This window comes from Treponema sp. OMZ 855, from assembly GCF_024181145.1.
In the GTDB taxonomy this organism is placed as follows: domain Bacteria; phylum Spirochaetota; class Spirochaetia; order Treponematales; family Treponemataceae; genus Treponema.
Window position 1 is genome coordinate 1,354,147 of sequence record NZ_CP051194.1, and the last position, 13,940, is coordinate 1,368,086.

Here is a 13,940-nt window from a genome sequence, read left to right on the forward strand (position 1 = left end):
CCGATTTTTTGCTGCTTATTTGAGCACTTCAGCAATGCCCGACACAAGCCCCGCCATATTCTGAATATCCGCAGGAATAATAATTTTCGTCGATTTTCCGTCGGCTACTTTTTCAAAGGCTTCGAGACTGCGCAGTTTAATCAATGCGGAATCGGCGCCGACATTCTTAATAAGATTCAAACCTTCGGCAGTTGCTTTCTGAATAGCTAAAATCGCCTCAGCCTCACCCTGCGCTCTGCAAATAGCGGATTCTTTTTCCGCTTCGGCCTGTAAAATCATCGACGCCTTTTTTCCTTCCGCCACCAGAATAGAGGACTGCTTTTGACCCTCTGCGATAAGGATAGCTTCACGCCGTTCACGTTCTGCACGCATCTGCTTTTCCATCGCTTCCTGAATGGATTCAGGAGGAATGATATTCTTTACTTCTACACGGTTTACCTTAATACCCCAGGGATCGGTCGCCTCATCCAGAATGCTGCGCATACGGGTATTGATAACATCGCGGCTTGTCAGCGTGCCGTCAAGTTCCAATTCACCGATAATATTCCGCAGAGTCGTTGCCGACAGGTTTTCAATCGCATTCATCGGATTTTCAACACCGTAGGTATAGAGCTTCGGATCGGTAATCTGGAAATAGATAACCGTATCGATCATCATGGTAACGTTATCTTTTGTAATAACCGGCTGCGGCTTAAAATCGAGCACCCGTTCTTTGAGCGACACCTTATTGGCGATTCGATCGACAAACGGCATCTTAACGTGTAGACCGACTTCCCATGACTGGAAATAGCCGCCGAGCCGTTCGATAATGAACGACTGAGACTGCGGTACAATTCTGATATTCAAAATAAGCAGAACGAGTACGAACACAATTAATGCAAAAGCAATCCACATAATAGACCTCGCTATTGGGAACTTCTAAACACTCAGTTTAATCTTTAGGAATTCCCTATTCTATCTTTTTTACAATGAGGGTAACACCCTCTATCTTTTCGATGATACATTCATCTCCGGTAGGTATGTCTGCGCCGCCGGTTGAAGCGGCAGTCCATACCATACCGTTGATTTTAACCTGCCCCTTTTCAAACTCGGTAATGGTTTGCAGTACAAGTGCTTTTTTACCGATAAGGCTATCCGCATTGGTCTTTACTCGCTTTGTATGTAAAAATTTCAACGCAATGGGACGGGTGAAAAAGAGCAATAGAAGCGCAACAAGCGCAAATAAAATGCACTGCGCATAAAACGGCGGATGCAGCATAGAGATAAAAATCATCAATACGGCGCTGAGCGAAAACCATACCGTCGTTAAACCGAGTGTCATTCCCTCGATCACTGCACAGATGACTGCAATACCGAACCAGAACCAAGGCGTATAAAGTGCTAATAACATTGACAATTCAATCATATGGATAGAACCTTAGATTCGCGTCAGCGCCGCTCCGATAAAATCGCGGAACAGCGGATGCGGTTTATTGGGACGGGAGGCAAATTCGGGATGGAACTGCACCGCTAAAAACCACGGATGATTTTTCAGCTCGACGATTTCCACTAAATTACGTTCAGGGTTGATTCCCGAAAGCAGCATATCGGAGTTTTCAAACCGGCTGCGGTACAAATTGTTAAATTCATAGCGGTGCCGGTGGCGTTCACTGATTTCGTGTATTTTATATGCCTGTTCCGCCTTGCTGTTTTCCGCAACCATGCAGCGGAAAGAACCGAGCCTGAGCGTACCGCCGAGCTGCACGTCTTTTTGATCGGGCATTAAATCGATGACCGGCTCGCAATTTTTGATAAATTCAGAGGAATGCGCGCGTTCCACCCCGAGTACATGACGGGCAAATTCGATAACGGCAATCTGCATTCCAAGGCAAATACCGAAATAGGGAACGCCCTTGGTGCGCGCATATTCCGCAGTAAGCACCATCCCTTCAATCCCGCGTTCGCCGAAACCGCCCGGAACGATAATCGCCTGTGCATCTTTTAACAGCTCTTCAGCTTTTGCCGCATCCGTAATCTTTGCTGCGTCAATCCATAGCTGCTTTACACGTGCGCGGTGATAGACCCCGGCAGCGGTCAACGCTTCGCTTACGCTTAAATACGCATCGGGCAGTTCAGTGTATTTGCCAACAAGCGCAACCGTTACTTCTTTTTCGGGATGATAATAGGATTCAACCATTTCCTTCCACGACTGTAAATCGGGTTCAGGATTGGGAATATTGAAAAGCTCACATATTTTTTTACCGAGGTTGCCATCTTCCAGCATCAATGGAACTTCGTAGATGGATTTTGCAGTAAGGTTTTCGATAATGGCGTCTTGGCTGACATTGCAAAAAAGGCTGAGCTTTTCACGAATTGATTTGCTGAGCCTTTTTTCGCTGCGGCACATAATAATATCGGGCTGAATCCCGAAGCCGAGCAGCTCTTTAACGCTATGCTGCATGGGTTTGGTTTTAATCTCGCCGCATTCTTTTAAGTACGGTAAAAGCCCGAGGTGAATAAAAAGGCAGTGTTCCCTGCCGACCGTGTTCCTAATTTGCCGAATTGCTTCTATAAAAGGGAGCGATTCGATGTCGCCGACCGTACCGCCTATTTCCGTAATGACAATATCGCTGCCGGTTTCTTCCGCCGTCTGCATAATGCGGTGCTTAATCTCGTCGGTAACATGCGGGATAACCTGTACGGTCGCTCCGCAATAGTCCCCAGCCCGTTCATGATCCAAAATGGAAAGATACACTTTTCCGGCCGTGTGGCTGTTAAATTTATGCAAAGCAACATCAGTGAACCGTTCGTAATGACCGAGGTCAAGGTCGGTTTCTCCGCCGTCCTCCGTTACAAAAACTTCTCCATGCTGATAGGGGTTCATCGTCCCCGGATCGATATTCAGATAAGGGTCAAACTTTTGATTGATAACCGAAAAACCTCTGCTCTTCAGCAAAAGTCCGATAGATGCGGCGGTGATGCCTTTTCCAAGGGAAGAAACAACCCCGCCGGTAATAAAAATAAAACGAGCTTTCATCATGTACGCTACTATAGCATATTATGAGGGCTTCCGCAATCAATATGCCCTTGCCGAACACAGCATCGTGAAATTCCCCTCCGCTATGACTGCGGGGCGTTTTATGATACACTCATCCCCATGACACAGCATACACAAGATACGCTCTACCTGCTTGATTCCTACGGCTTAATTTACCGCTCTTACTTCGCTTTTATCAGCCATCCGTTGACCAATAAGGCGGGCGAAAACGTTTCCGCGCTTTACGGCTTTTTTAGAAGTCTGGCGATGATTTTAAAAACATACCGGCCGCAGTATTTTCTTGCAGCCTTCGATTCCCGCACGCCGACGTTTCGGCACGAATGGTATCCCGAATACAAAGCAACCCGAGACAAGACGCCGGAAGATTTGCACGCGCAGATTCCGCATATCGAAAAAATATTGACAACGCTTGGTATCGCCTGTCTCCGTAAAGACGGTTTTGAGGCTGATGATATTATCGCAACCCTTGCCTGCCGCGCTGCACAAGAAGGCCGCCGCTGTGTTATCATCTCCGGAGATAAAGACTTGGCGCAACTGGTAGGAGATTTTGTTTCGGTGCTTAAACCCGATAAGAGTGAAGCCTTGGCGCACTGCGGCATCGAAGAGGTTAAGGAGCATTGGGGGGTTGCGCCTGCGCAGATGCTCGACTATCTTTCGCTCATCGGCGATGCTTCGGACAATATCCCCGGTGTAAAGGGCATCGGCCCCAAAACAGCCGTAAAGCTTTTGCAGGATTACGGTACGCTCGACGCGGTGTATGAACATATCGATTCCATTGCGGGAGCCGTACAAAAGAAATTGGCTGCCGGAAAAGAGAGCGCCTATTTTTCAAAAAAACTGATAACGCTTGCCGCCGATATTCCCATCGAAGGCTCGATTGAGAATTACCGCTGCGATGCGCTGCACTATACGGAGGCGGCTGCGCTGCTGAAAGAATATGAGCTGCCGCGCCTCGGGGAACTATACACAAAGGCCGCCGAAGAAGCAGGCATGGCCGGTGCCGCGCCCAATACCGCAGCAGCCGGCGGTTTAGCTGATAACGGTTCGGCAAAGAGCGGTTCCGGTACAGGCGATGCGATTACCCGCAGCAAAGCAGCCTCGTCCGCCAATACCGACACGAAAGCGGCAGTGGGTAATGCGGGCGTAAACCCGGCGGCAGGCTCAGGTACCGGTGCAAAATCGATGGGCGGCGCTGACGGCATACCGGAAGCCGGTACCGGTACAACACCGGCGGAGCTCCGTAAAAATACCGGCGAGTACCGCACCGTAACGGACGCGGAAGAACTCGAAGCCGTTATCGCAGAAGCCGAAGCGCAGGGCTTTGCCGCCTTTGACTGCGAAACCACCGGTCTCAACCCGCTGTACGACACCCTTGTCGGATTTTCGCTCAGCTTAAAAGCCGGTACCGGCATCTACGTACCGCTCAAAGCGCCGGCGCCCGAACTGGGGGAACAGCCCTTCACCGTGATGCCCCTTGCCGCCGCAAAGAAACTACTCGCGCGGCTCTGGAGCAACGAATCACTCACTCTGATACTGCACAACGGCAAATTCGACTATCAGGTGCTGCGGACGGCAAAGATATTCACCCGCGCCGGCTGCCGCCTCTTCGATACGATGATAGCGGCATGGCTGCTCGAACCTGATAACCTCAGTTTCGGGCTGGAGAACCTTGCCGAAGCGCAGCTCGGCTTGCAGGGCATTAACTATAAAGACGTCGTACCCAAGGGTCATACCTTTGCGGCGGTGCCCCTTCCTCAAGCGACCGAATATGCAGCGGAGGATGCAGACCTCACCTTGCAATTATATCATATATATAAGCCCGCCTTGGAACAGGCAAACCTCACCGCTCTTTTTGAAACGCTTGAAATGCCGCTGATGCCGCTCCTTGCGGATATGGAAGCGCAGGGTATCTTTCTTAAAAAAGAAGAGCTAGCTGCGTTTTCGGAAGAATTGGCGGATACGCTTGCACGGGACGAAGCGGAAATTTACAAGCTGGTCGGCCATCCCTTTAACATCGCCTCCCCTAAGCAGCTGCAGGAAGTGCTGTTCACCGAACGGAAGCTGCCGACCGGTAAAAAAACAAAGACAGGCTACTCTACGGATATTTCCGTGCTTGAGGAGCTTGCCGCCATCGATGAACTTCCGGCAAAAATTCTCGATTACCGCGCCTCCGCAAAACTGAAATCGGGTTACGCCGATGCGCTACCCCTGCTTGCCGATACACACGGGCGGATACACACCAGTTTTATTCAAACGGGGACTGCGACGGGAAGACTTTCGAGCCGCGATCCGAACTTGCAGAATATTCCGATCAGAGGAGAAGAAGGTCGCAAAATCCGCAAGGCATTCTACGCAGCAGACGGCTGTAAACTGATTTCTGCCGACTATGCACAGATTGAGCTGGTTATCCTCGCTCATTTTTCGCAGGATGAAAATTTAGTAAAGGCATTCCGGCACGGAACCGATGTCCACGCGGCGACAGCTGCGCTCATCTTTAATGTGCCGGTTGAAAACGTTGTCCCTGATATGCGCCGCATTGCAAAGGTGATTAACTTCGGGGTGATGTACGGTATGAGCGCATTCAGGCTCGCCAATCAACTGCGCATCTCCCGCACCGAGGCGGCCGAATTTATTACCCGCTATTTTACCACCTATTCGGGAGTATCCGCCTTTATGGAAACGCTCAAAGAGTCGGCCGCAGAAAAAGGCTTTGTGGAAACACTGATGGGTAGACGGCGGTATATCAACGCTATCAACAGCCGGAATCAAGTGCAGCGCGCCGCAGCGGAACGGATTGCCATCAACACGCCTATCCAAGGCTCCGCCGCCGATATCGTCAAAACGGCAATGCTGCGTGTAGACCGTGCACTAAAACAACAGCAGCTAAAGGCGCGCCTCCTGTTACAGGTACACGATGAGCTGATCCTCGAAGCGCCCGATGCAGAAGTCGATACCGTCAAAGCACTGTTAAAACAAGAGATGGAACACGTCGTCGAACTTGCCGTTCCGCTCCGTGTCAGCATCGAAGCGGGCAGCTGCTGGGGAGATTTCCACTAAGCAGGAAACAATATTGGGAACCTCTAAAAGCTGGAGTTTTTAAAAGCGCCTATCATTTTTTCGTAGATAAAAGCCCGCCTGTCCCCGAACCATGCAAACCGGTCTAAAACCTGTGTGCGGATAAAGCCTTGTTTTTCATAAATCCGGATGGCCTTATGCCAGTCTTCATGCACAAGCAGAATGATCCGCTCCAACTGCGGAAAAACGGCAGCAATGCGTTCTATAGAAGCTGCAAAAAATTTTTCGGCAATGCTTTGCCCGCGCACATCCGGCAACAATGCAAAGGAAGAAATATACAGCGCTGTTCCTGTAGACTGATGACGTTCCCGTACCGAATGCCCCAACGCAAATGCATCTGCTCCAATCTGTGAGGAATCCCACAGTTCAGCTGTAAAGTAACCGCATACCGATTGTGTACCGGCTTTAACAAGGACATAATTGCAATCGGAAGCATAGACGATGCGGTCGGCAAACACACTTTCATCCTCAACGATATTTTCTTCAAAGCTTTGCCGTTCAACCTGCATGACCGCAGCTAAATCTCCCTGCTCCGCTTTTCTTATACTATACCCTTTCAACATCATCATATCCTCATCACCAGCCCAAAACCTCTTTACGGTGCAGTAAACCTATTGCCCTAAGATTTTCTGCCGTAGACGTATGCGCATCGCTCAATTTTTTAAAATCGATAGCAAAACAATTCATCGAAAAATGCTGAAATACATAGACGGGAGCCTCGGACTTCCCGCCGTACTGCCGCCGCAATTCTTCCGCATAAGCGGTAAAAAGAGATTTCTTCCGTAATTCGCCGTATCCTACCAGCCAGAGCGGACAACCGAGTACTCGTTGCAGGGCTGCGGTATTGGCAGCAAGCCATTCTTGCGTTTCCTCAAAAAGATTGCGGAATTGTTCGCCGCCGTGCTTGAGCAGGTAATTAAGCTCCTTTGTCTTTGCCGTATGAACGGGAGTTTTATTAAGAATAATGACTTCACGTCTAAAATCGATAGCGAGTTCGGGATTGCGACGGAAAAAACCTTCTGCAACCTTCCCCGCTTGCCCTATCAGATAGCGTTGATTTTTATGCAGCTGCTCGTTTTTTCCCGGATTATCGCTGATGATAATCAGTTTTATCCTATCTGAGGCTTGCACTTCGTCCAAGCTATGGTTATACACAATGGGCGTTTCTTGCGGATAAGCGGGAGTCTTGTTATCAGCTGCCGCAGCCTGCTGTAATAGATGAAGCTTTCCGCGGTTCGCCGACCTTTCTACCGATGACGTTGTTTCATCAGGTGCTGAATATTCATAGTCGCAGCGGGTAAGCCATTGCCGACATACTGCTTTAAAGCCGGTTCTAAATACGGAAAAAGCCTGCCATTCCCTATCGGTCATCGGATTACGGAGTTTTTATTTGAGAGAAAATTTTTCTGAATACATTACTGCTCAATTTTTTCTTGAGGAAACCCAGCTTGGTTTCGGAAATGACAATAGCAATAAAGATGAAAACGCAGCCTATCAGCAGTGAAGCTGTTACCCTCTCATGCCAGAACGCAATGGCGAGGATAATACCGAATACCGATTCAAGGGAGAATATGAGCGCAGCCGTCGATGCAACAACTTCCCGTTGACCGATCGCCTGCAAGATATTAGTCAGAGACATACAAATAACGCCTAAATAAAGAGCGGCAAAAATAGACTGCCCGTTCCAGACGATTCGAGTGCTGTCTTCAAAAAAATAAGTATACAAACCTGCATAAATGACACCGAAAAAAAGATTCCCGATTGTAAGCAAAATCGGATCCATGGTATCAACATACCGGCCAAGGTACACGAGGTAGGCGGCAAAAATCACACTGCCTATCAAGGCAAGAAAATCACCGAGATTTAAACCGACATTGGAAGTTTTCAGAATATCCGGCATCGAAATAAAGCCGATACCGACCAGACAGAGAACAGCCGCAATAATGTTATAGACATTCGGTTTTCTTTTCCATACAAACCATGCAATAAACGGAGTGATAACGCAATAGGTGGCAACCAAGAAACCGCACCGCCCAGGAGGACAACCGGCAGCAATAGAAAGATTTTGCATCAAATAGCCGATAGTCATGAGGAGACCAAGGAAGGCGCAAACAATGATGTACGAACGGGACAAGTGTTTTAACCGTTTGATAAAAACGAACAGCAACACAACGCCTCCGATGGCACACCGCATAAAGACCAAAAAAGCAGGAGGAAAATAGTCATTCGTACTGCTGATAGCGACAAAGGTCGTTCCCCAAAACATTGCCGCAACAAGAAGCGCAATATATGCACTGATCTCTTTTTTTGTAAGTTTACTCATAGGTTAATCCAGCCAATAGACTTTATCGGGAGCTTGTTCTCGTAAAAAAATTTTCCGATACCGCTGAGAATGTTGTACGCGTACATCGTCGGGAAAATATACATTATGCAAAAACCATACGGTATCCAACAGGTCTCCGAAAGAATCCGAACAGGAATACCGGTAGTACAGCGGCGACTCTTCAAGCAGTGCACGCATTGCGAGGTCATGGGTATGATACGGATCGACTGCTTGCCGCAAATTACTCCGTAAGCCTCCATACCACGCATGAGTAATCGCCAGTAAATTGAGCCGTTTATGGGTATCCATATAATACAGCTCGTACATACCGGCGATGGCAGGAACAGACGTTGTTATCTTATATTTATCCGCACGCGTTAAGGCAGTCCACGTCAGAGTATAATAGACATCGTTTTTGTCGTCTTCTTCTTTTATGATAATCGGTTTTAATTCAAGCATACTCTCAAGCTACTATAGCATATTCCGCATCAATTGACTAGCAAGGGGATGTCCCAAAAGTTGGTTGCTTTCGGGACATCCCCGTCGAGTTTAAAATTAAGTCTTTATACAGTAATGACTTAATTTTAAATGTCGCATCTAAATCTAAGGAAACTGTCCAAAAACTGAAGTTTTTGGACAGCCCCAAACATACCGGACAGTTTTTTGTTTGACAGAGACGCAATTTGGCGATATACTTTTCCTTATAGGATAATTTTTAGGAGGCCTTAATGGCAAAAGTTGAATTGAAAGGTATCGGCAAGGTTTACGATGGAAACGTCCGTGCAGTAGAAAATGCCAATATCGTTATCGAAGATCAGGAATTTGTTGTATTCGTCGGACCGTCCGGCTGCGGTAAATCGACGACACTCCGCATGGTAGCCGGGCTTGAAGAAATCAGCGAAGGCGACCTGTACATAGACGGCGAACGTATGAATGACATTCCGCCGAAAGACCGTAATATTGCAATGGTTTTCCAAAACTACGCACTATATCCGCACATGACTGTCTATGACAACATGGCATTCGGATTAAAGATACGTAAAGTTGATAAACAAGAAATTGAACGCCGCGTGCATGAAGCCGCCCGTATTCTCGACATTGAAAAACTGCTCGACCGTAAACCGAAAGCTCTTTCGGGCGGACAGCGCCAGCGTGTCGCAGTAGGGCGCGCTATTGTCCGTAACCCCAAGGTATTCTTATTTGACGAACCGCTTTCCAACCTCGATGCAAAACTCCGTGTTCAGATGCGCGCCGAAATTTCCGACTTGCACAACCGCTTAAAAGCTACGATGATCTATGTTACACACGATCAGGTCGAAGCGATGACAATGGGCGATAAAATCGTTGTTATGAAAGACGGAAAGGTACAGCAAATCGGCTCGCCGCTCTATCTTTATAACCATCCGGTAAATAAATTCGTAGCAGGATTTATCGGTTCGCCGCCTATGAACTTCTTAAATGTTAAAGTAATAGAAAAAGACGGAAGTATTGCCATCGATGAAGGTACCTTCGTATTGCATCCTACTGAAGATCAGCAAAGACACTTAAAGAAGTATGTCGGTAAAAACGTATTCTTCGGTATCCGGCCGGAAGATTTACAACTGGTTGCAGAAAGCGATGATGCTAAAAACAGCATGGCACTCAAGATCACCGTTAAAGAACCGCTCGGAGCGGAAACACACCTCTATCTCGCGTCAAAGAACCAGCAGGTCATTGCCCGTACATTCAACACCGTCGAAGCGGGAATCGGAGAATTGCTTCACTTTGTTCCGAATATGGAAAAAGCACGTTTCTTCGATAATGAAACGGAAGCAAATATCTGCGAGGACGTTCAAAAGCAATAAAAGGCTGCATACGCCGATCTACCCGGCTTGCTAAATAGCCTTGCAAAGTTTTTGAGATAAAGCGCCGGAACATTCCGTTCCGGCGCTTTTTTTGATTTCTTCGGCAACCATCTTCAGTTTCTGATGCAAAGCGCTGCAATAGCGTTGTTACCCATAGCTTGCGGATTTTTCCCCAGCATGATAGTATGCAGCCCATACATTTATGATAAAGAAAAGATTAATTACGTTTTTGGCGCACTCGAAGCGCTATGTCTATTTAAATGTTTTGTGGCAGTGGATCGCCCTTGTCTCGCAGATTGCGGCGGTGTTTTTTATCGGGCGTCTTTTGGAAGCTTTATTCAAGGGGACGATTACCTCAAAAGAGATAATGACGGCAGGAGCTGTTTTTATAGCGGCACTTGCGGTTCGGGCTGTCGCAACAAAATTTGCAACCCGCTATGCCTTTCTTGCCGGCCGGGACGTTAAAACAACCTTGCGGGATGCCCTCTACGCAAAACTGCTGAAACTCGGCGCCGCCTATCGGGATAGCATCGCTACGTCGGAAGTAGTGCAGCTTGCATCCGAAGGCATTGAACAGCTTGAAGTATACTTCGGCAGATACCTGCCTCAGTTTTTCTACAGCCTCCTTGCGCCGCTCACCCTTTTTGCGGTGCTGGTGCCGGTCAGTTTTAAGGCGGCGGTCATTCTCCTCGCCTGCGTTCCCCTGATACCGATTTCCATTGTCGCCGTGCAAAAAATCGCCAAGCGGCTGCTCAGTAAATACTGGGGCGCTTATGCGGGACTCGGCGACAGCTTTTTGGAAAACCTTCAGGGGCTGACGACGCTGAAAATATATCAGGCGGATGAAGCAAAAGCTGAGGAGATGGACAAAGAAGCGGAACACTTTCGGCGTATCACGATGAAGGTGCTCAGTATGCAGCTCAACTCCATTACCGTTATGGATGTGGTTGCCTACGGAGGAGCAGCCGCAGGTATCATCACTGCAGCATATCAATTTGCCGCAGGAAATATTTCGCTCGCGGCGGCATTCAGCATCATTCTCTTGTCGGCGGAGTTTTTTATTCCGCTTAGACTGCTCGGCTCTTTTTTCCATATCGCGATGAACGGAATGGCTGCCTCGGATAAACTTTTCTACATTCTCGACTTACCCGAACCTGCGGAAGCGTCCGGCTCCATCGACAGCGCCGCCGGCATCACCGTTCAAGACATCTCGTTCTCTTATACCGAACAACGCGCTATTCTTACAGACATCAACCTAACCATTCCGCACGGTTCATTTATCGCCCTTGCAGGGGAATCCGGATGCGGCAAGAGCACGATTGCGGCGCTCCTTTCCGGTAAGCATAAAAACTATGCGGGGCGCATCCTGTTCGGTGCAGACGAACTGAAAACCATCGATGAATGCCGTATCATGCGGCATATCGCGGTCGTAAAACACAATGCGTATCTTTTTAAAGGAACGGTTGGGGATAACTTACGAATTGCAAAACCGGATGCTTCGGCGGAAGAAATGACTGCCGCGCTCAAAAAAGTAAACCTCGCCGATTTCTTAGATACGCAAAAGGGCTTGGATACCGAGCTGCAGGAAGGCGGTATGAATTTTTCCGGCGGACAGCGGCAGCGGCTTGCATTGGCACGCGCCCTCCTTTTTGACAGCCCCGTCTATATTTTTGACGAAGCGACCTCCAATATCGACATCGAAAGCGAAGAGCGGATATTACAGGTCATCCATGAACTGAAACAGACCAAGACGGTGCTGCTTATTTCGCACCGATTGGCAAACAGCGTAGATACCGACTGTATCTACTTTATGGAACACGGACGGATTACCGAAAAAGGTACTCATAACGAATTGATGGCGTTAAACGGCCGCTATTGCGCGTTGTATAAGAGCCAGTCGGAGCTGGAACAGTATGGCGGTACCGCCCATACTCAAGCAGTGCAGGAGGAGCGATAAATGAATACATCAAAACGCAGAAGCGCCCTTTCCATTATGGGCTCGTTGATCACCCTTGTCCGCCCGCTCCTTCCCGTTATGGTAATTGCGATTACCGCCGGAGTGCTCGGATTTTTATGCGCGATCTTTATCACCATCCTCGGCGGCGAAGCAATTATCGCGGCGCTCCCTACCCATATATCAGCCGGAACGCCCCTCTTGGGACTCAATCTGAAGCACATCGTGATGATATTGATCATCCTTGCAATTCTGCGGGGAGCGCTCCGCTACGGAGAGCAATACTGCAATCACTATATTGCGTTTAAGCTTTTAGCCATTATCCGGCATAAGGTATTCAACGTATTACGGAAGCTCGCGCCTGCAAAACTTGAAGGCAAAGACAAGGGGAATTTGATTTCTCTGATTACCACCGACATCGAGCTGTTGGAGGTGTTCTATGCCCATACCATCTCCCCCATCATTATTGCAGCAGTAACATCCCTTTGTATGCTGATCTTTCTCGGCAGCCGCAGCCTCATTGCAGTACCGGTCGCACTCGCAGGGTATATTACAATCGGTGTGATTATTCCGCTGCGCAACGGCAAGCGAACAAGTGAACAAGGCCTTGCCTTTAGAACGGAATTCGGAAATTTGAATAGCTTTGTTCTTGAGTCCCTGCGCGGCTTGGAAGAAATTATCCAATATGGGGCGGGAGAACGTATCCGTACCGAACTGCGGCGGCGCTCGGAAAACCTTGGACAAAACGGGGAATATTTAAGCGTACAAGAAGCACGGCAGCGTATTTCGACGAATACGGCTATTCTCTTTTTTACCTTTGCACAGCTTTTTCTTTCTATTGTACTCTTTCAACAAGGAAGCATCGACTTTGCTGCCGCCGTAGGAATAACACTCGGCATGAGCGCCTCTTTCGGCCCCGTGCTTGCCCTTGCGCAGCTTTCCAACAATTTACACCAAACGCTTGCAAGCGGCGACCGTATCTTGAGCCTGTTGGAAGAACAGCCGCTCGTAGAAGAAATCCCTGCTGACGGCAAACCGCGTTCATTTGAAGGCGCTGCGGCCGATCATATTGATTTCAGCTACGGCAATGAACAGATATTGCACGATTACAGCGCGGTGATTCAAAAAGATAGCATTACCGGCATACACGGCGCAAGCGGTTCGGGTAAGTCTACCCTGCTTAAACTGCTGATGCGGTTTTGGGAAGTGCAAAAAGGCGCGATACGCATCTCCGGAGAAGACATAAAAACCGTACCGACCGGAGCACTGCGGGCGATGGAATCCTGCGTTACGCAGGAAAGTCAGCTCTTCAAAGGAACTATTGCCGACAACATCAAAATCGGCAAGTTGGATGCGTCGGAAGAAGAAGTCATCGCGGCGGCACAAAAAGCATCGATTCACGATTTTATTACAATCCTTCCCGATGGCTATAATACGCCGGTCGGGGAACTCGGCGACACCCTTTCGGGCGGAGAAAAGCAGCGTATCGGACTTGCCCGTGCATTTTTGCACGACGCGCCGTTCCTCCTTCTCGATGAGCCGACCAGCAATCTGGATGCCCTTAACGAGCGTATCATCCTCAAATCGCTCAAGGAATCCGGCGCCGGAAAGACGGTTGTGCTCGTTTCGCACCGTAAGTCAACGCTGAATATCGCCGACACGGTTATCAATATCAAGACAACCGCATCAGACGTTTTTTAACCATTA

11 protein-coding genes are annotated in these 13,940 nt (G+C 48.6%); 4 read left to right on the forward strand and 7 right to left on the reverse strand.

All coding sequences use genetic code 11. From position 1 onward, the window contains the following. Positions 1-15: 15 nt before the first annotated feature. Genes E4N65_RS06095 through E4N65_RS06105 form a run of 3 tightly spaced genes read right to left on the reverse strand, consistent with a single transcriptional unit; the run spans position 16 to position 3,016 of the window. The gene (locus E4N65_RS06095; protein ID WP_253672272.1) at positions 16-894 is read right to left on the reverse strand and encodes an SPFH domain-containing protein; all 879 of its coding nucleotides are present in this window, start codon (positions 892-894) and stop codon (positions 16-18) included. 55 nt (positions 895-949) lie between these two features. Continuing rightward, positions 950-1,390 (reverse strand): NfeD family protein, encoded by a 441-nt coding sequence (locus E4N65_RS06100; RefSeq protein ID WP_253672273.1) that lies wholly within the window; start codon positions 1,388-1,390, stop codon positions 950-952. A gap of 27 nt (positions 1,391-1,417) precedes the next feature. Beyond that, positions 1,418-3,016, reverse strand: coding sequence for a CTP synthase (locus E4N65_RS06105; RefSeq protein ID WP_253674870.1), 1,599 nt, complete (start codon positions 3,014-3,016; stop codon positions 1,418-1,420). Positions 3,017-3,136: 120 nt separating this feature from the next. Between E4N65_RS06105 and polA the strand changes: the two genes are divergently transcribed. After that, a complete protein-coding gene (gene polA, locus E4N65_RS06110) occupies positions 3,137-6,094 on the forward strand; it encodes a DNA polymerase I (RefSeq protein ID WP_253672275.1) in 2,958 nt (985 codons plus the stop codon). A 23-nt stretch (positions 6,095-6,117) separates the two neighbouring features. Here polA and E4N65_RS06115 read toward each other — a convergent pair whose 3' ends face one another. The 4 genes from E4N65_RS06115 to E4N65_RS06130 are packed head-to-tail and all read right to left on the reverse strand — an operon-like array spanning position 6,118 to position 8,894. Next, a complete protein-coding gene (locus E4N65_RS06115; RefSeq protein ID WP_253672277.1) occupies positions 6,118-6,681 on the reverse strand; it encodes a GNAT family N-acetyltransferase in 564 nt (187 codons plus the stop codon). 7 nt (positions 6,682-6,688) lie between these two features. After that, positions 6,689-7,483, reverse strand: a complete 795-nt coding sequence (locus E4N65_RS06120) for a hypothetical protein (protein WP_253672279.1) — start codon at positions 7,481-7,483, stop codon at positions 6,689-6,691. 4 nt (positions 7,484-7,487) lie between these two features. Then, positions 7,488-8,435, reverse strand: a complete 948-nt coding sequence (locus E4N65_RS06125) for a DMT family transporter (RefSeq protein WP_253672281.1) — start codon at positions 8,433-8,435, stop codon at positions 7,488-7,490. 3 nt (positions 8,436-8,438) lie between these two features. Continuing rightward, positions 8,439-8,894 carry a hypothetical protein gene (locus tag E4N65_RS06130; protein ID WP_044016187.1) on the reverse strand — a complete coding sequence of 152 codons (456 nt, stop codon included), beginning with the start codon at positions 8,892-8,894 and terminating at the stop codon, positions 8,439-8,441. A gap of 269 nt (positions 8,895-9,163) precedes the next feature. Here E4N65_RS06130 and E4N65_RS06135 point away from each other — a divergent pair, with 269 nt between their 5' ends. From E4N65_RS06135 to E4N65_RS06145, 3 genes are all read left to right on the forward strand, one after another. Next, on the forward strand, positions 9,164-10,279 hold the full coding sequence (locus E4N65_RS06135) for an ABC transporter ATP-binding protein (RefSeq protein WP_253672283.1): 1,116 nt from the start codon (positions 9,164-9,166) through the stop codon (positions 10,277-10,279). A 202-nt stretch (positions 10,280-10,481) separates the two neighbouring features. Continuing rightward, the gene (locus E4N65_RS06140; RefSeq protein ID WP_253672285.1) at positions 10,482-12,236 is read left to right on the forward strand and encodes an ABC transporter ATP-binding protein/permease; all 1,755 of its coding nucleotides are present in this window, start codon (positions 10,482-10,484) and stop codon (positions 12,234-12,236) included. Then, positions 12,237-13,934 carry an amino acid ABC transporter ATP-binding/permease protein gene (locus E4N65_RS06145; protein ID WP_253672287.1) on the forward strand — a complete coding sequence of 566 codons (1,698 nt, stop codon included), beginning with the start codon at positions 12,237-12,239 and terminating at the stop codon, positions 13,932-13,934. The last annotated feature ends 6 nt before the right edge of the window (positions 13,935-13,940 follow it).